Source organism: Pandoraea nosoerga (assembly GCF_902459585.1).
GTDB lineage: Bacteria > Pseudomonadota > Gammaproteobacteria > Burkholderiales > Burkholderiaceae > Pandoraea > Pandoraea nosoerga.
Genome location: NZ_CABPSC010000011.1, coordinates 19,469 through 37,699, shown reverse-complemented (window position 1 = coordinate 37,699; position 18,231 = coordinate 19,469). Strand labels below are relative to the sequence as shown.

Genomic DNA, 18,231 nt, shown 5'->3' with positions numbered 1-18,231 from the left:
ACTGCTGCGGTTTTGAAAATTCACTGTTTCCGCACTTTTCGCGCATCGGCGGCCAACGTCTGATCGACGGATTCCGTCCCCGGTTGGTTCCCGGAGGCGGCCCGCCGTGTGGCGTTTGGTTACATTTTCGTGCCGCGCGCGGCGACAGTTCCGGTGACGGGCCTCGCCCGCTCCTTTACCCTTTACCTTTTGCCCTCGAGCCGCCGGCGCTGGCGGTCGGCCACACCCTTTTGCCGTCAATTTCTTCCGGAACCGTTACATGCTGAGTTCGCTCGTCGTGCGCATCGTCCGTTTTTCGGCGAAGCACGCGTACCCGGTCATTTTCGCTTCGCTCCTGCTCGTGATTGCGAGCAGCGTGTACGTCGCCAGGCACTTCGCCATCAATACCGACGTCTCGAGCCTGATCGATTCGAACACGCCCGCCGCCGAGCGCGGCCGCGCAATCGATCGCGCCTTCCCGCAAAAGGCCGACGTCACGCTCGCCGTGGTGCAGGCACCGGCCGTGGAATTTGCCGAGAGGGCCGCGGCCGAGCTGGCCGCCAGGCTCTCGACCGAGACCGACGTGTTCCGTGCCGTGACGCGCCCCGGCGCCGGCGAGTTCTTCGCGCACAACGCGCTGCTGTTCGCCTCGCTCGACGACGTCAGGTCGCTTACCGGCAAGCTCGAAGATGCGAAGCCGCTCATCGGCCGTCTCGCGCAGGATCCGAGTCTGAACGGGCTGGCAGGGCTGCTCTCGGTCACGTTGCAGACGCCGTTGCTGACCGGTCAGGTGAAGCTCTCCGACATGTCGCGCCTGCTCGGGCGCGCCGCCGATACGACCGAGGACGTGCTCGCGGGGCGCCCGGCCGGCATGTCGTGGCGCGCGCTCGTGGCGCCCGAGACTGCCGCGCGCAGCTTCGTGCTCGTGCAGCCGGTGCTCGACTACGCCGCGCTCGAAGCGGGCGCGAACGCCGCCACGCGCATTCGGCAGGCGGCCGCCGACCTGAAGCTCGCCGAACGCTATGGCGCGACGGTGCGCCTGACCGGCCCGCGCCCGCTCTCCGACGAGGAGTTCGCGTCCGTGCGCGAAGACGCCGGGCCCAACGCCGTGATCACGCTGCTCGCCGTGCTCGTGGTGCTGTGGCTTGCCGTGCGCTCGGGCAAGATGATCCTGGCGGTGTTCATTACGCTGCTGGCCGGCCTGGCGGTGACCTTCGCGCTGGGCCTGATGATGGTCGGCGCGCTCAACATGATTTCGGTCGCCTTCGCGGTGCTGTTCGTCGGCATCGGCGTGGATTTCGGCATTCAGTTCGGCGTGCGCTATCGCGAGGAACGCCATCGGCTCGACAAGGTCGGCGAGAGCTCCGAGGCGGAAGTCCTGCAAGGGGCGCTCTGCAGCGCGGGGCGCGCGATTGCCATGCCGTTGTCGCTGGCTGCGGCGGCCACGGCCGCCAGCTTCTTCTCGTTCCTGCCGACGGCCTATCGCGGCGTGTCGGAGCTGGGGCTTATCGCAGGCGTCGGGATTCTGTGCGTGGCGTTTCCGTCGGCGATCACGCTGCTGCCCGCGCTCATCAGCGTGTTCAAGCCGAAGGGAGAACCGAGCTCGCCGGGCTTTCGCAGCCTCGGGCCCGTCGACGATTTCACCGAGAAGTACCGCAAGCCGCTGCTGTACGGCACGCTCGCCCTCGTGGTGGCGGGCTTGCCGCTGCTCGCGCGTCTGCACTTCGATTTCAATCCGCTGCATCTGAAAGACCCGCACACGGAATCGATGGCTACGCTGCTCGATCTGGCCAATTCGCCCGAAGCCGGGGTGAACGACGTGCAACTGCTCGCGCCCGATCTCGATGCGGCCGATGCCGAGGCCGCGAAGCTGCGCGCCGTACCCGAGGTCGGGCGCGTGGTGACGCTCACCACGTTCATGCCGGCCAACCAGCCGGCCAAACTCGCTCAGATCGGCGCGGCGGCAACGTCGCTGCTGCCGCTGCTCTCGCAGACGCCGCTGGCGCCGGTGCCCGACGCCGTGCGCGTAGCGACGCTCAGGACGGCGGCGGGTCAACTGGAAGACGCTGCCATCGACTATCCGGGCGAAGGGGCGAAGCAAGCGCAGCGTCTGGCGACGGCGCTGCGCAAGCTCGCGGCGGCCGACGCGGCCACGCGTGATCGCGCCGAACGCGCCATTGCCGAGCCGCTGAAGCTGGCCCTTGCACAATTGCGCGACGCGCTTCAGCCGAGCCCGATCACGCGCGAGACGCTGCCCAAGGACATCGTCTCGCAATGGGTCTCGGCCGACGGGCGGGCGCTCGTGAACATTTCGCCACGCGTGGCAAAGGGCGCCGATCCGGGCGACGACGCCATGCTGCGCAAGTTCAGTGCCGCCGTGCTGCAGACCACGCCCGACGCCGTGGGCGGCCCCATCTCGATCCTGCGCTCGGCCGACACCATCATTCGCGCCTTCATCGAAGCGGGCATCTGGGCGCTGCTGTCGATCACCGTGCTGTTGTGGCTCGCGCTGCGCAACTTCGGCGACGTGCTGCGCACACTCGTGCCGCTGCTCGTCTCGGCGGCCGTGACGCTCGAGATCACGGTGCTCATCGGCTTGCCGCTGAACTTCGCGAACATCATCGCGTTGCCGCTGTTGTTGGGGGTGGGGGTGGCGTTCAAGATCTACTACGTGATCGCATGGCGTCACGGGCAGACGCGCCTGCTCGAGTCGAGCCTCACGCAAGCCGTCGTGCTCTCGGCGGCGACCACCGGTATCGCGTTCGGCAGTCTGTGGCTCTCGCACCACCCGGGCACGTCGAGCATGGGCAAGCTGCTCGCGCTCTCGCTCGTGTGTACGCTCGTCGGCGCGGTGTTCTTCCAGCCCGTGCTCATGGGCAAACCGCGCGACAAGCGCGCGGCGCTGCTCAAGCCTCCCAGGACGCTGAAGTAGCCTGCCGGGCATGCTGGCGATGACGTCGATCGCGCCGATCACGTCGTCCAACGAAAAACGGCACCGTAAGGTGCCGTTTTGCTTTTGGGGCGCGTGAAGATCGACGCCTGGCCGACACCTCAGGCGCGGGACGGCGCCGGGGAGGGCGCCGAGGACGCCGGCGCCACGGACTCGACCTTGCCACCCAGGCGTTCGGCCATGGCGCGCCGGATCGATGCGATGATCCCCGGCTTGTCCAGTCCCACCGAGGCGAGTTGCTGCGCCGGCGTGCCCTGATCGATGTACGTGTCGGGCAGACCGAGCTGGAGCACGTTTGCCTGCACGCCGCTGGCGTTGAGCGCTTCCACGCATGCCGTGCCCGCGCCGCCCATCACGGCGCCTTCCTCGAGCGTCACGACGAGGTCGTGCGAGCGCGCGGCCCCGAGCACGGCGGCCTCGTCGAGCGGCTTGACGAAGCGCATGTTGAGCACGCTCGCGTCGAACTCCTCCGCCACCTGCTCCGCGAGGGCGACCATCGAGCCGAAGGCGAGGATGGCGACGCGGCGGCCGGCCGGGGCGCCGCTTTGACGACGCGTTTGCGCGCGGCCCACGGGCAGCGTCGACAGCCCGCTCTGCGTTGCCACGCCGGGACCGGCGCCGCGCGGATAGCGCACGGCGCTCGGGCCGTCGATGCCCAGCGCCGTTTGCAACATCTGGCGGCATTCGTTCTCATCGGCCGGGGCCATGACCACCATGTTCGGGATGCAGCGCAGGTAGGCCATGTCATACGCGCCGGCATGCGTTGCCCCGTCCGCGCCCACGAGGCCGCCGCGATCGATGGCGAAGACCACCGGCAGGTTCTGCAGCGCCACGTCGTGAATCAGCTGATCGTAGCCGCGCTGCAGGAACGTCGAGTAGATCGCGACGACCGGCTTGAGCCCCTCGGTGGCGAGCCCGCCGGCGAACGTCACCGCATGCTGCTCGGCGATGCCCACGTCGTAATAGCGCTCGGGAAAGCGCTTCTCGAACGCCACCAGACCGGAGCCTTCGCGCATGGCGGGGGTAATGCCGACCACGCGCGCGTCGGCGGCCGCCGCATCGCACAGCCATTCGCCGAAGACCTGTGTATAGGTCTTCGGTGAGGCGGTGCCGGGCGCGGCGGGCCGAATGCCCTCGCTCGGATTGAACTTGCCGGGCCCGTGATACAGCACCGGATCGGCTTCGGCGAGCTTGTAGCCGCGCCCCTTGCGCGTGACGACGTGCAGGAACTGCGGCCCCCTGAGCGCCTTGATGTTCTCGAGCGCGGGAATGAGCGCGTCCAGGTCATGACCGTCGATGGGGCCGAGATAGTTGAAGCCGAATTCTTCGAACATCGTGCCCGTCGGCTGCACGATGGCCTTGGCGTGCTCCTCGAGCCTGTGCGCGAGCTCGCGCATCGGCGCCGGGGCATTGCGCAGCAACTGGCGAACGCTTTCCTTGCCCGCCGAATAGAACTGGCCGGACATCAGCCGCGTGAGGTACTGGTTGAGCGCACCGACCGGCGGCGAGATCGACATGTCGTTGTCGTTGAGCACGACAAGAAACGGCAGGTCGTCGTACACGCCGGCGTTGTTCAATGCCTCGAAGGCTTCGCCCGCCGTCATCGCGCCGTCGCCGATCACGGCGATCGCATGCCGCTTCTCGCCCTTGATCCTGCTCGCCAGCGCCATGCCGAGGGCCGCCGAGATCGACGTGCTCGAGTGCGCCGTGCCGAAGGTGTCATAGGGCGACTCGTCGCGCTTCGGGAAGCCCGAGAGGCCTTGCCACTGACGCAGCGTCGGCATGGCCTCGCGGCGGCCCGTGAGGATCTTGTGCGGATAAGTCTGGTGGCCGACGTCCCACACGATGCGGTCGTTGGGCGTATCGAACACGTAGTGCAGGGCGATCGTGAGCTCAACGGTGCCGAGGTTCGACGACAGATGCCCGCCGGTGCGCGACACGTTCTCGAGCACGCATGCACGCACTTCGTCGGCCAGACGGCGCAGCTCGGCGCGCGAGAGGGCGCGCAGGGCCGCCGGGGACTGGATGCTGGCAAGCAGATCGGTCATGGCTGAACGTCCTTGCCCGCGCTCACTGCACCAGTCGCGCGAAAGACGCCAGCAGGCGGTCGATGTCGGCCGTCGCGAGGTTGCCCATCGTCGAGATGCGGAACAGCGTGCTCGACAGGCCGCCCTGGCCTGCGTAGATCACGAAGCCGTCGGCCTTGAGCCAATCGTGCAGACGCGGGTAATCCACGCCGGCGGGCAGTTTGTACGCGCGCAGCACGACCGACGACTCGGCCGGCGGCAGCACGCTGTCGATGCCGAGTGCGGCCAGACCGGCACGCGCCTGCTCGGCGAGGGCGCCATAGTGCGCGTGACGCTTTTCCCAGCCGCCCGCGTCTTCGAGCTCGCGCAGCGCCTCGACGAGCGCGTAGTACGCATGCACGGACGGCGTGAACGGGGTGTTGCGCTCAGCCTGGAGCTTGGCGAGACGGCCGATGTCGAGGTAATACGTGCGGCTCGCCGCCCTGGCGAGCGCGCGCTTGCGCACCAGCACGAACGACACGCCCGGCACGCCGTGCAGGCACTTGTTGGCCGTGGCCGCCACCGCGGCGATGCCCGGTGCATCGAAGTCGATGGCCTCGGCCGCGAAGCTGCTCACGCCGTCGACCAGCAGGTCGATGCCGCGCTCGCGGCAGGCGTTCGCGATACCGGCCAGGTCGTTCAGACGGCCGGTCGTCGTCTCGTGATGGATGATCGCCACGTTCGTGTACGGGCGATCGCCGGCGGCGTCGAGCCTTGCGACGACCTGCGCCAGATCGGGCGCCTGCATCCACTCGAAATGGATCACGTCGTGATCGATGCGGTACTGCCTTGCGATCTGCGAGATGCGCTCGCCGTACACGCCGTTTTCCACGATCAGCAGGCGGCCGCCTTCGGGCACGAGGCCGGCCGTCATGCTCTCGACGGCGGCGGTGCCCGAGCCGGTCATCAGGACCGGCGTCCACACGTCCGGGTCGAGGCCGTAGACGGAGATCAGACGCGCGCGGGCTTCATCCTGCAGGTCGAAGAACTCGGGCTCGCGATGGCACAGGTCGGGCTGCAGCAGGCTCTTGCGGACACGCTCGGTCAGGGTAACGGGGCCCGGGTTCAGTAACAGCATGGCGAAGCTTCCTCGGCAAATAGGTAAAGGGAAACGCTCAGGCCGAGGCCCGGGCGCGTGATGCGATATGGCCCATCAGGCGCGACTTGACGGCCTCGGGCGTGACCTTCGGGCGCGGCAGGCCGTCGGGCGTGCCGGGGCGCGTGCTCAGGCAGGCGAAGCGCGGCCCGCTGCTCGGGCTGGACGTGCGGGCGTCGAACAGTTGCTCGACGACGTCGAGCGTATCGCCTTCGAGCGCGAGCGCGTAACCGCTGGCGGCGGCCACGCCCGCGAACGAAACCGTCGGTGAGACGGTGGCCTGCGCTCCCGTGGAGTCGTGCGACGCGTTATCGAGCAGCAGATGCACGAGGTTCGACGGCCCATACGCACCCAGCGTGGCGAACGCCCCCATGCGCATGAGCGCCGCGCCATCGCCGTCGAGTGCCACGACGCGCAGCTCCGGGCGCGCGAGCGCGAGGCCGAGCGCCAGCGTCGTCACGCAGCCCATCGAGCCGACCATGTAGAGCTGATTGGGGCGATCGTCGAGCGCGTACAGTTCGCGACCGCAGAAACCCGTCGATGCGAGCACGACGGTGCTCTCGAGCGGCGTGTGCGCGACGACGCGCTCGAGTGCGTCGCGTCGTGCCGGCAGATCGGTGGGCGCCACACCGCGCATGAGCGACACCGGCGCGGGCTGCGCCGGGCGCGCCGCACGCTCGGCCGGCTGCAGCGGGAAGGGCGCCACGCTGCCCTTTTGCATGACGAGCGCATACGGACGCCCGGTCTCGTCCATGTGCCTTACGGCGCGCTCGAGCGCCGGCGCAATCGCGTCGGGCTCGGTGGGAAACAGCTCCCAGGGCACTTCCATCAGGTCGAGCATGGCCGGCGTGATCGGGCCCATGAGCGCGTGCTGCGGCTCGTCGGTGATGCCCGGCTGGCCACGCCACGTCACGATCAGCAATTGCGGCAGGCGGAACGTCCACGTGAGCGAGGTGAGCGGGCTCACGGCGTTGCCCAGCCCGGAGTTCTGCATCATGGTGACGGCGCGTACGCCGTGGCCCCCGCCCAGCGTGGCGCCCGCAGCGATCGCGACGGCGTCGCCCTCGTTGGCCGCCGACAGATAGTGCAGCGTGGGGTCCTGCAGCACGTAGTTGATGAACGGCGTGAGGAACGAACACGGCACGCCGGTGTACCAAGTGAAGCCGTGCTTTCGCGCGGCTTCGACGAACTGCCCTGCCTCAATCACCTTGCGCCTCCGCATTGGCGCCGCTGTACGGCGTCTGGCCGTGCGCGAAATCGGCGGCGCGGCGGAATTCTTCCATGTCGTTCACCCCGCGCCAGTGGCCGTGTACGTACTGCACCGCGATCTTCGCGCCATCGTGCACCAGCGCGTTGATAAGTTCGGGCATGCCGAGCCGATCGAACTCCGGACGGGCCTGCAGCGCGGCGAACACGCGTTGCAGCCGCGCGCGGCCTTCGTCGCCGCGCACGGCCAGCAGCCCGATCCAGCGGCCATTCGGCGTGCGGCCGGCGTCGGCGGCCTCGCCGCTGATCTTCTCGAGCAGCACCTGCTGGCCGAACAGCCCGCGGTCATCGCCCGCCGAGCAGTACGCGAAGTCGCGCACGCTGGCGTTGGCCGCATTCGCGGTGCTCGCGGCGGTCGAGTCGACCACGACGGTGAAGTCGGCCTCGCTCTCGACGAGATCGCGCACGATGTAGCTGCGAAAGAGCAGGTCGCCATACGAGATCACCGTGTCGTGCGCGAAGGCGTGGCCCACGCGTGCGAGCGAGGCGAGCTCGCCCGTCTCGGCGTGGCGCTCGTTGATGGCAAGCGTGATGCCGGCCGTGTCGATGGCGTCGGCACGATAGCCGCCCACGACGGTGATGTCGTTGATGCCCTGCTTCTTGAAGCCGTCGACGAGCCAGCGCAGCAACGGCTTGCCCGCGACCGGCAGCATGACCTTCGGGCGATCCGTCGTCACGCTCTCGAGGTTCTTGCCGCGGCTGGCCGCCAGCACGATGGCCGAGCGCGGCGCATTCGCCGCCGACAGGTAGCGATCTTCCGCTTCGGTGTATTCGTCGGCGTCCTGCAGGCGGAAGATTTCGTCCACGGTGGCAATGCGGTCTTCGACGTTGACGAGCGTCTCGCTGCGATGGATCTCGGCGGCCACCGCCTGCATGGCCGAGGTGGCCGCACGGATCAGATGGTTTGCCCAGATCACGACGCTGATGCCGGCGTCGCGAAAGACATCGGTCGGCGTGCTGTAGTACTTGGTCGGCACGATCACCAGCGGGCAGCGATTGCCCCATTCGCGCGCGAACTGGACGATCTCGTCGGCGCGCTTGAGCTTGCTGTGAATGAGGATGGCGTCGGCGCCGGCCTGACGATAGGCCTCGGCGCGGCGCAGCGCCTCTTCCATGCCCCAGCCGGCGATGAGCGCTTCGACGCGCGCCACGATCGAGAAGTCGTCGTCGCTTTGCGAGTCCTTGCCGGCCTTGATCTTGCCGCAGAATTCGTCGATGTCCGCGAGCGGCTGACGCTCGCCGCCGATGAAGCTGTTCGTCTTCGGGAAGACCTTGTCTTCGATGCACACGCCGGCCACGCCGCGCTGCTCGAGCTTGCGCACGAGACGGCGCATGTTGTTGAAGTTGCCGTAACCGGTGTCGCCGTCGAGCAGAATCGGCAGATTGCTGGCATCGGCCATGAACTCGAGGTTGTCGACGACTTGCGTCCAGCTCGCTTCGTTGTTGTCGCGCACGCCGAACTGCGCCGAAATGGCCAGTCCGGAGGCCCAGATGCCCTTGAAGCCGGCCTCGCGCACAATGCGCGCGGACAGGCCGTTGTGGGCTTCCATCAGGAATTCGAGCTGGTTGCTGCGCAGCATCGCGCGCAGTTGTGCCGCGCGCGTGGCGCTCGGCGGCAGGGAGAATGCGTCGGGAGCGTTCATTCGGACACCATCGTGAGCGGTTCGAGTTGCGGCAGCACCTGGTCGGCGGCGCGCTTCACGTCTTCAGGGTAGTCGATTTCGATCCACGGGAAACCCGTGACGTCGGCCGTTTCGAATTGCGCGCCGCGCTCGAGCAGCAGGTCGCGCACGGCTTCTTCGTGCGGCATCTTGGCGCGGCCCGATTCGACGTAGTCGCGCGTGATTTCCGCCAGGCGCGTGGCCGTGGCCTCGTTGAAGCGGAAGAAGCCGACCGACTCGCCGACCGTGTCGTAGGCCAGCCCGACCATGACCTGCTTGCGCAGCTCGACGGGCACGCCGTCCTTCAGGCACAGCTTGACCGGCTCGTCGCCCACTTCGAAGTCGCGGTCGATGAGCAGGCGGTTGGCGCTCTGGCCGGCGACCAGCGCGTTGAAGATGCGCTGATCGTAGAGCACGTCGGCGTCCATGACGAGCACGTCGCCGCCCGCGCTCAGCGCATCGGCCGCCGTGTGCAGCGTGAGCACGCTGCCCAGATGGAATTCCGGATTGAGGCGGATCTGCGGACGCGGCGTCCAGTTCAGACGCTCGAGTTCTTCGCTCACCTGCTCGTGATGGAAGCCGAGCGCGAGTACGACGTCCGTGATGCCGGCGGCCGCGAGCATGCGCAGATGGCGCTCGAGCAACGACATGCCGTCGAACCTGAGCAGGCACTTCGGCGACTGCTTGTCTTCGGGCTGGAGCAAACGCAGGCCCATGCCTGCAGCGAGAATAATGGCCCGCATGGTCGATATCCTTCTTTAAAGCGGTGCAGTATCGGTGGCGGCAGGCAGCGGCACGCTCTGTTGCGCAGCGCGCCGGCGACGCCAGCCACGTTCGGAGTAATGCAGATAGACGAGGCCCGGCACGCCGAGCAGCAGCTCGCGCGTGCGCTTGGCCAGCGACAGGGCCAGCGCGGCGTCGGCCGGCAGGCCCACGAGCGAGGCGAGCAGCAGGTAGCCGCCTTCCTGCACGCCGAGCGAGCCCGGCACGAAGAAAGCGGCGCCGCGAATCGCCTGCCCCAAACTTTCGAGCAGCAGGGCGTCGACCCAACTCACCGGATGGCCGATGAACTGCAGGACCAGCCAGACTTCGGCGGTGCCGACGATCCAGCCGAGCAGGCTCAGCACGAAGCTCGCAAACAACTGGCGGCGCTCGCCATACATGCGTTGCACGATTTCGTCGACGGCGTCGGCGCGATCGAGCAGCGACGACCAGTCGCGCTTGGACGACATTTTCGACAGCATGCGCAACGCCCAGCCGAAAATGCCGCGCCGCTGTGCGACGTAGAACACATAGAGCAGCGCCGAAATGACGCCGGTGGCGAGCAGCATCGGCAGCCACAGGCCGGCGGCCGTGTCGCGCGTGGCGCTGATGCCGAACACCGCGAGTCCGAGCAGCGCGAAGACGATCTGTGCCACGGCCTGCAGCGTGGTGCTCACGGTAATGGCGGCGGCCGCTTCCCGGCCCGCCAGTCCGCGTTGCTTCATCTGGCGCACCATCGCGATCGGCCCGCCGATCTGGCCGGCGGGCAGCAGGCTGTTGACCGATTCGCCGACCCAGCGCGTGAGCACGGCGCGGCGCAGCGAGCAGGACCTCGCCACGAGCACCTGGATGGCGGCGGCGTCGAGCGCCAGCGGCACGAGGTGGAACGCCGCGATGGGCAGCAGACCCCAGCCGGCCATGGCCAGCGTGGACATGACCGAGCCGGCCCCCTGCCAGATCAGCAGGGCGACGAAAAGGGCGAGGCCGAGGGTGAGCGATACGATGGCTGTCCGGTTCATTTAGCGTTTCGTCCGTCCCAATACCTGACGAAACACTTGCCGGAAACCGAAGTAGGCGATGGCGTCCTTCATGTTCGAAATGAAGCGCTGCCACGTGCCCATGCGCGGGTCGGTCACGTACTCGAAGGTCAGCGAAATCCGTTCCTCGTTGTCGCCGAGCGGCGTGATTCGATGATGGAGCTTGTCCCCGTCGAAGAACACGAGCGCACCGGGCGGATAGGCCACGGCGCCGTCGACCGGCGCCACGCCGGGATTGCGCGTGTGCAGCCGGTATTCGAGCTTGCAGCTCGAGCGATCGACCACGCCCAGCAGCAGCGTGTAGCGACGACCCTTGTAATAGGACGTGTCGTAATGCCAGCCGATGTGATCGCCCGGGCGCGTGTAGTAATAGAGTGCATACGCGTGCGGATCGTCCTGCGGCGAGGGCAGCAGCTTCTCGCCGGCCAGGCGCTCCAGAAAGCGCATGAGGGCGGGCGAGCGATACAGCTCGGCCACGTAAGGGGCGCGTTCGTCGAGCGTGTGGCGGCTCACGCTGCCGCCTTGCTTGTGGCCCGGCAGGTAGTTGCGGTTCACGTTGGGCGTTACCGCGCGCGCGGCGGCGACCAGTTGCTCCGTGACGGACGGCGGCAGAAACTTCTCGAGGTAGAGGAAAGCGTCCTGCGACTTGAACTCGCGCGTGGCGGCGTCGAGATCGATGGCTTCGAGCGCCTGTTCGATCTCGGCGTCAATGGCGAACGCGGCAGGGGCGGCAGCCGGTGCGGCAGGCGTGGCGCGGGCGAGCGGCGAGGCCGGTTCCGCACCGGCGACGACCTGCCCCGATTCGGCCTTCGGCGGCAGCGCACGGCGCATCACGCGCACGTAATCGGCGATTACCAGCAGGGCGAAGAGCGGCGCGCCGATGGCCGCGGCGATCAGGAAGCCACGCGTGCCGTCGAACAGCGTGACGAGCGGCATGAGATACAGCACGTCTTCGGTCTCGAAGCCGCCGACCGAAGCCTGCTTCGTGCCCGCCTTGCCCACGCGTTCCTCGATGCGCATGCGCAGAAAGAAGATCAGCGCCACGGCGATGCCGGCGATCCAGCCCAGCGCGGACGCCGACAGCGGCACCGGCAGCAGGCGCTGACCCGGCGCCAGCGCTTCCACGCCCATGCCGATGCCGCCGAAGAGCAGCACGGTGACGAGCGCGTCCGACGCGAGATCGTAGAAGTGACCGATACGGCTCGTCTTGCCGCTGATGCGGGCGAGTTCGCCGTCGGTGTGGTCGATGAAGTTCGACAGGACCAGCAGCACCGCGCCGAGGTTGGCCATGGCATAGCCGCCCTGGGCGAACGCCCACGTGCACGCCAGGCCGACGATCAGCCGCAGCGTGGTCAGATGATTCGGGCTCACGCGCGTGTCGACGAGCGGCGTGACGAGCCGGCGCGCGAGCCGCGCGTCGTATTGGCGGGGGCGCGGCGGCACGGGGCGTGTGGTCTTCTCGGCGCTTGGCGCGACAGCGCGCGCCGAAATAGTTTTCGGTATCGTTTCCATGAGGGGGGAATATATACCCATAAGACGGTAATGTGCAGGCCACCCGAAATGCCTGTACCTACCGCGACACCCTTGGCGGACGGGGCATTGACGCGCGAAGGAAAGTCCGCGTGCTGCCGCGTTGCCGAGCGTCGCGGCCGTCCGTGTCATACCTGGGCGATATGCGGCGATATGGGGCGGTAGGCGGCGATATGGGGCGGTGGGCGGCGATATGGGGCGGTGGGCGGCGGTACGGGGCGGTAGGCGGCGGTAGGCGGACGAAGTTCGCGATTATATTCCGCAACACTGTATTTCGCTTTTCGAGGACCCGCAGCGTCGATTTGACGCACCCTCCAATCGCCCCATTGCGGCCATTCCCAAGGCGGTTTTGGGGCTTGCGCCCGGAAAAGCGACATCGAGTCGGGATAGCGGCCGCTTCGCGATGCGCGGATAATGGCGGTCCTGTTTGTCACTTATTGCGGCGTTACGCCGCCGCATTCCCGCCATGTCCCAAACGATTGCCATCCTTACCGGCGCTTCGCGCGGCCTGGGCGCCGCGCTCGCGCGCGAACTGCTCGCGCCTGGCACCCATCTCGTGACGCTGGCCCGTCACCCGGACGACGATCTCGCCGCGCAGGCCGCCGCGAGGGGCGCGTCGCTCGAGCAGATTGCCGTCGACCTGTCCGACGCCGAGGCCGCCGCCGGGGTGGCCGAACGCATCTTCGCCGCGCTGCCGCGCGAGGCCGGCCGCTATTTGCTGATCAACAACGCGGGCACCGTCAACCCGGTGGCCAATGCCGCCGCGCTCGACGACGCCGCGGCCATCGGGGCCGCGTTCGCGCTGAACGTGACGTCCGTGATGCTGCTCACGTCGCGCTTTCTGGCGGCAACGCAGGGGCTGGCGGCCAAGCGTCAGATCGTCAATATCTCGTCGGGCGCCGGCCGCAACCCGAACGCGGGCTGGGCCGTCTATTGCTCGACCAAGGCCGCACTGGATATGTATACGCGCGTGGTCAACGCCGAACACCGCGCGCATGGCGTGCAGGCGGTGTCGCTCGCTCCCGGGGTGGTCGATACGGGCATGCAGGAGACGATTCGCAGCAGCAGCCCGGAGAGCTTCCCGGCGTTGGCACGTTTTCAGGAAATGAAGGCGAGCGGCAAGCTGTCGTCGCCGGAGGACGTCGCCCGCCGCATTCTGGCGCTGACGGCGCGCGATGACTTCGGCCAGACCGAGATCGACGACATCCGCAATTACGCCTGAGCGCGCGCATCCGATAAAAGCACCGGCGCGAGGGCCTGGCAAGCCGGCGCACATCGACGCACAGCGGCGCACAGCGGTGCCTGTCGAGGCGGCGCGGGCGCGTGGGCAAGCATGGAGGAGCGTGCAGGGGCGTGCAGTGCATGGAGGAGCGTGCAAGAGCGGGCGCCGCCTGCGTGGCGACTTACTGCTCCGTGCTAGTAATGAAGACGTTCCCGTTGCGCTCCGGCGCGTAAAGGATCAGCGTTGGCGCATGGATGTCGAGCGCACGCTCGCACGCTTCGGCATAGGAGTCGAACTGCACGGCCCAGGCGCCGTTGCGCACGTAGCAGTGCGTGATGGTGTCGGTCCGGCGATCGAATTCCTGCCCGAGGAAGACGCCCTGCGTGTAGCACCAGACGACGAACCCCTGAAAGTCGGCCTGCTCGGGCGCACGAAATACGCGCCAGCGGGCGTTTTCCTGCCCCGCCTGACGCGCCGTGGCGCCAGCCGCCCAACGCTCGAAGCCGTCGTGTCGTTTGCGTTGCTCCATGCCGTGGTACCCCCTTGGGTGAACCGCCCTCCAGGTGCCGAAATTCGACATCCGCGGGCGCGTTTCCATAGTCGGAAGTTGTTCCCGGCTTTTCTATCAGGCAATTCCGAAAAATGGCAGGGAATTTCTCCAAACGAGGGCCGCGACGTCAGTCGTAATGGAGCGCGAGCCACACCGTGACTTCGCCCTGAGCGGTCCATTCGACGCGGTGCCGCCGGTGCGCCGCGATCGTCACCACGTCGCCGGGGCGCAGCACGAGCGTCTCACCCGGGGTGTCCGCGAATGCGAGCCCCGCGCCGCCGGCAAGCAGGGCGACCCACTCGTGTTGCGGCTGGTCATACCAGAAACCCGGCGGCGACGCCTGCCCGGTCGAGACGATGCGCTCCACGCGCACGCCGGGCCGGGTCAGCAAGGCGTCGAATTGCTCCGCGGCCGCGGGATCGGCAGACGCCGGCAGACCGGCGAACAGATTCGCGTCGGGCGAGAGCGGTGTCGTCATTTCCGTGGGCTCCGGGCGGTGTGGGGACTGCAACGCGGGATAGAAAGGATACACGCGCCACTCTCCCGGCGGGCCGACGGCGCAGGGCGCGCCGCGGACTCAGTCGTCGAGGTTCTCGTGCACGGCGGCGTCTCCGCGTCGCCAGTAGGCCGCCGCCTTGACCCATTTCGGGTTCAGGCCGCGAGTCTCCACCAGATGGCGGCGCACGGCCTTGGCCACGCCAGCTTCGGCAGCGACCCAGGCGTGAATGTCGCCGGCCGGCATCGTGGCGCAGGCGAGCGCATCGACGAGCGCCGTGCTCTGTCCGGCAGGCGTGCCCTCGCGGTAGATCCACTCGACAACGACGTCTGCCTCGCTCGTGAAGCGCAGACGGTCTGCCGGAGCGTCCACTTCGGCGAAGACGAACACGAGCGCGCCGGCCGGCAGCTCGGCCAGCCGCCGCGAGATCGCCGGCAGGGCCGTATCGTCGCCGATGAGCACGTAGCCGTCGAAATTCGTCGGGATGATGAACGAACCGCGCGGACCTCCCACGCCGAGCCGGTCGCCGGGCCGGGCCGAGCGCGCCCATTGCGTGGCGGGGCCGCAATCGTGCATCGCGAAGTCGATCACGAGCGTGTTCGAGGCAGGGTCGTAGTGGCGCGGGGTGTAGTCGCGCATCAGGCGCGGCGCTTCGCCGGGGGCTGGCTTGGCCACCCCCTCGGGGCCGATTCGCGGCAGCGACAGCTCGCCGGTTTCCGGATTGGGGAAGAAAAGCTTGACGTGATCGTCGAAGCCGGGGCTGTGAAAACCTTCCAGGTCGTCACCGCCCAGCGTCACGCGCAGCATGTGCGGCGTGAGCGTCTCGACGCTGCGCACTTCGAGCAGGCGCATGCGCAGTTCGTGCCGCACGCGCTGCGGCGTGCGCTCGGGGGTGGCGTTCGGGGCAGCGTTGTCTTGCATCAGATTCGCTCCAGTTGTTGTGCGGCCGCGTCGAGAATCGCGGCGAACGCGTTGGCCTGTTCGGTCGTGAGCGGCTCGCCGCCCAGACGCAGGTGTACGGCGTACTTGAAGTTGTGCAGCGCGCGCATGACTTGCGGCGGCATGTCTTCCGAGCGCTCGCGGCGTGTCGCCAGCCGCGCGAGCAATTCGGTCACGCTGCCTTCGTTTTCCGCCAGGTATTCGCGACCGGCGTCGGTCGCTTCATAGGACTTGCGCTGGCTGTCGCCCGTGTTTTCCTGCACGCGGATGTAGCCCATCTCCTCGAGCAGCGTGAGCGTGGGATAGACCACGCCGGCGCTCGGGCTGTAGGTTCCATTCACGCTTTCTTCGATCGCCTTGATGAGTTCGTAGCCGTGACGCGGCTGCTGCGCTATCAGATGCAGCAGCACGAGCCGCAGGCCGCCGTGGCTGAACAGGCGGCCGCCGCGTCCTCCCCGGGCGCCGCGCTCGCCGTGTCCGCCATGGCCGTCCCATCCGTCGCGCCCGTCGCGTCCGTCGCGTCCGTCTTCGCCTCGCCCGCCCCGGCGATGGCCGTAGCCGCCGCGACGCTCGTCGCCAAAATCCATTCCCTCCAGACCCATCGGGCCCCGACGCATGAAATCGCCACGTGATCCACGCATAATGCGACTCCTTATCGATGTGGTTAAGACATGTTTACGATATATCTAAATTGCATCGAAAGCAAAATTATTTTTGATTGGCAGGGACCGGCAGCGTGAAGGCCCCTGCACCGCAGGGGCGAGGGGGCCGAGGAGGCCGAGGAGGCCGAGGACATTGGCACCGACGAAATGGCCGAAAAATTCTATCGAAATCGATATATCGACAGTGCGGGAGGCGCGCCGGCGGCCAACAGCGATATACCCGGGGCTACGGCGCGGGATGACTGAGCAACTGGCCGAGAAACTGTCGGGTCTTGTCGTGCTGCGGGCGATCGAAAAACTGCGCGGGCGGGGCTTGCTCGACGATGCGGCCTTCGGCCATGAAAATCACACGGTCGGCCACGCGCCGTGCGAATCCCATCTCGTGCGTGACGCACAGCATCGTCATGCCGTCCTCGGCCAGCCCGATCATCGTGTCGAGCACTTCCTTGACCATTTCCGGATCGAGCGCCGACGTGGGCTCGTCGAACAGCATGATGCGCGGCGTCATGCACAGTGCCCGGGCGATCGCCACGCGCTGCTGCTGGCCGCCCGAGAGCTGGCTCGGATACTTGTGAGCCTGCTCCGGAATGCGCACACGCGTGAGAAAGCGCATGGCGAGCGCCTCGGCGTCCGCACGCGAGAGCTTGCGCGAACGCATGGGCGCCAGCGTGCAGTTCTCCAGAATGGTCAGATGCGGGAAGAGATTGAATTGCTGAAAGACCATGCCGACTTCCTGCCGCACGCTGGCTACGTTCGCACCACCGGCCGTGAGGTCGATGCCGTCGACGACGATGCGCCCGCGCTGCACCGGTTCGAGGCGGTTGATGCAGCGAATGAGCGTCGATTTGCCGGAGCCTGACGGCCCGCAAATGACGATCCGCTCGCCCGCGGCGACCGTGAGATCGATATCGGTGAGCACCTGGAATTCGCCGAACCATTTGCTCACGCCGGTCATCTCGATGATCGGGGCGCCGCCCTCGCCGGGCGCCCGCATGGCGGCGGCACTCATTGCAGCTTCGGCAAGTCGGTGTCGAGCCACTTGCGGTAGAGCTTGTTCAGTTCGCCGTTGGCCGTGTTGCGGGCGACGAAATCGTCGATCGCGGCGAGCAGTTCGGGCTGGTTCGGGCGCAGCGCGATGCCCATCGATTGCTGCAGGAGATTGAACTTCGGCTCGAACTGTCCCGGGGCGCGCTGCCGGATCGCGTTGGCGACGGTGACGGAGCAGCCGATCGCATCGACCTGTCCCGAGAGCAGTGCTTGCATGGCGGAGGCGTCGTCGTCGAAGCGTCGGATCTCGGTGCCTTCGGGCGCGCTTTTCGTGACGGCAATGTCCTGCGTGCTTGCGCGCGCCACGCCCACGCGCACGCCCTTGAGATCGGCGGCTGACCTGAGCGGCGCTCCCGTCTTGCCGAGCAGCACGATGGTCGCCGCGGCATACGGCTTCGAGAACTGCACCTGTTTGGCGCGCTCCGGCGTGATGGCAAGCGATGCCACGAGCACGTCGACCTTGCCGGTGAGCAGAAACGGGATGCGATTCGGTCCGGTGACGGGCACGATGTTGACCTTTACGCCGAGATCCCTGGCGAGCAGTCGGGCGACATCCGCGTCATAGCCGTCGGGCTGATTCTGCGCGTTGAACGTGCCATACGGTGGGAAGTCGACCAGCATGCCGACGTTGAGCGTGCCCTTTTTCTTGATGTCCGCCACGGTCTGCGCGTGGGCGGGCGCGGCGAGCAGCGAGAGCGTGCCCGTCAGCAGGCCGCCGAGGGTGCCGCCGAGCGAGCCGACGAAGCCGGCGGGCATGGCGGCCACGCCGAGCGTGGCGAGGAAGTGGCGGCGCGACGGCGTCGCGCCATCTTCGCGGGCGGCCGGACGGCTGGCCGGGTGCGGTAGCTTTCGAGTCATGCGAAGTCTCCTGAGACGAAGTGCGAAACGTCGAAAATCGACGGAAAAGCCCATCCGGTGGCAGCGGCACGAACAGCGGCACCCGACAGCACCCGACAGCACCCGACAGC

The 18,231-nt window shown here is 67.7% G+C and carries 15 protein-coding genes and 1 pseudogene; 2 read left to right on the top strand and 14 right to left on the bottom strand.

Annotated elements, in window-relative coordinates:
* The first annotated feature begins 259 nt into the window (after positions 1-259).
* Positions 260-2,911, top strand: a complete 2,652-nt coding sequence (gene hpnN, locus PNO31109_RS14705; protein ID WP_150556214.1) for a hopanoid transporter HpnN — start codon at positions 260-262, stop codon at positions 2,909-2,911.
* Between the two features lie 119 nt (positions 2,912-3,030).
* On the opposite strand, the gene dxs is transcribed toward hpnN, so the two are convergent.
* The 8 genes and pseudogenes from dxs to PNO31109_RS22360 form a co-directional block, all read right to left on the bottom strand.
* Entirely contained in the window at positions 3,031-4,977 is a 1,947-nt protein-coding gene (dxs, locus tag PNO31109_RS14700) for a 1-deoxy-D-xylulose-5-phosphate synthase (RefSeq protein WP_150556213.1), read from the bottom strand.
* A 22-nt stretch (positions 4,978-4,999) separates the two neighbouring features.
* A complete protein-coding gene (locus PNO31109_RS14695) occupies positions 5,000-6,073 on the bottom strand; it encodes a 2-aminoethylphosphonate aminotransferase (RefSeq protein WP_150556212.1) in 1,074 nt (357 codons plus the stop codon).
* 37 nt (positions 6,074-6,110) lie between these two features.
* Positions 6,111-7,298 carry a phosphonopyruvate decarboxylase gene (gene aepY / locus PNO31109_RS14690; protein ID WP_150556211.1) on the bottom strand — a complete coding sequence of 396 codons (1,188 nt, stop codon included), beginning with the start codon at positions 7,296-7,298 and terminating at the stop codon, positions 6,111-6,113.
* Positions 7,291-9,000 carry a phosphoenolpyruvate mutase gene (gene aepX / locus PNO31109_RS14685; protein WP_150556210.1) on the bottom strand — a complete coding sequence of 570 codons (1,710 nt, stop codon included), beginning with the start codon at positions 8,998-9,000 and terminating at the stop codon, positions 7,291-7,293. The genes aepY and aepX overlap by 8 nt, the downstream gene beginning before the upstream one ends.
* Positions 8,997-9,761 (bottom strand): phosphocholine cytidylyltransferase family protein, encoded by a 765-nt coding sequence (locus PNO31109_RS14680; protein ID WP_150556209.1) that lies wholly within the window; start codon positions 9,759-9,761, stop codon positions 8,997-8,999. Before PNO31109_RS14680 ends, aepX begins: the two co-directional genes overlap by 4 nt.
* Before the next feature lie 15 nt (positions 9,762-9,776).
* On the bottom strand, positions 9,777-10,799 hold the full coding sequence (locus PNO31109_RS14675; RefSeq protein ID WP_150556208.1) for a flippase-like domain-containing protein: 1,023 nt from the start codon (positions 10,797-10,799) through the stop codon (positions 9,777-9,779).
* The gene (locus PNO31109_RS14670) at positions 10,800-11,636 is read right to left on the bottom strand and encodes a HalD/BesD family halogenase (protein WP_174966420.1); all 837 of its coding nucleotides are present in this window, start codon (positions 11,634-11,636) and stop codon (positions 10,800-10,802) included.
* A pseudogene (locus PNO31109_RS22360) lies at positions 11,616-12,329 on the bottom strand (CDP-alcohol phosphatidyltransferase family protein); the annotation flags it as partial. The pseudogene PNO31109_RS22360 and the gene PNO31109_RS14670, both read right to left, overlap by 21 nt.
* Positions 12,330-12,813: 484 nt before the next feature.
* On the opposite strand from PNO31109_RS22360, the gene PNO31109_RS14665 reads away from it, so the two are divergent.
* On the top strand, positions 12,814-13,569 hold the full coding sequence (locus tag PNO31109_RS14665; protein ID WP_150556207.1) for an SDR family oxidoreductase: 756 nt from the start codon (positions 12,814-12,816) through the stop codon (positions 13,567-13,569).
* Between the two features lie 181 nt (positions 13,570-13,750).
* Here PNO31109_RS14665 and PNO31109_RS14660 read toward each other — a convergent pair whose 3' ends face one another.
* From PNO31109_RS14660 to PNO31109_RS14635, 6 genes are all read right to left on the bottom strand, one after another.
* Complete coding sequence (locus PNO31109_RS14660) at positions 13,751-14,098, bottom strand: hypothetical protein (protein ID WP_150556206.1); 348 nt, start codon at positions 14,096-14,098, stop codon at positions 13,751-13,753.
* 148 nt (positions 14,099-14,246) lie between these two features.
* A complete protein-coding gene (locus PNO31109_RS14655; protein ID WP_150556205.1) occupies positions 14,247-14,597 on the bottom strand; it encodes a cupin domain-containing protein in 351 nt (116 codons plus the stop codon).
* A 99-nt stretch (positions 14,598-14,696) separates the two neighbouring features.
* The gene (locus PNO31109_RS14650) at positions 14,697-15,536 is read right to left on the bottom strand and encodes a siderophore-interacting protein (RefSeq protein WP_150556204.1); all 840 of its coding nucleotides are present in this window, start codon (positions 15,534-15,536) and stop codon (positions 14,697-14,699) included.
* On the bottom strand, positions 15,536-16,195 hold the full coding sequence (locus PNO31109_RS14645) for a PadR family transcriptional regulator (RefSeq protein WP_150556203.1): 660 nt from the start codon (positions 16,193-16,195) through the stop codon (positions 15,536-15,538). The genes PNO31109_RS14650 and PNO31109_RS14645 overlap by 1 nt, the downstream gene beginning before the upstream one ends.
* A gap of 247 nt (positions 16,196-16,442) precedes the next feature.
* On the bottom strand, positions 16,443-17,225 hold the full coding sequence (locus PNO31109_RS14640) for an amino acid ABC transporter ATP-binding protein (protein ID WP_370750309.1): 783 nt from the start codon (positions 17,223-17,225) through the stop codon (positions 16,443-16,445).
* The gene (locus PNO31109_RS14635; protein ID WP_150556331.1) at positions 17,222-18,019 is read right to left on the bottom strand and encodes a transporter substrate-binding domain-containing protein; all 798 of its coding nucleotides are present in this window, start codon (positions 18,017-18,019) and stop codon (positions 17,222-17,224) included. Before PNO31109_RS14635 ends, PNO31109_RS14640 begins: the two co-directional genes overlap by 4 nt.
* Positions 18,020-18,231: the final 212 nt, after the last annotated feature.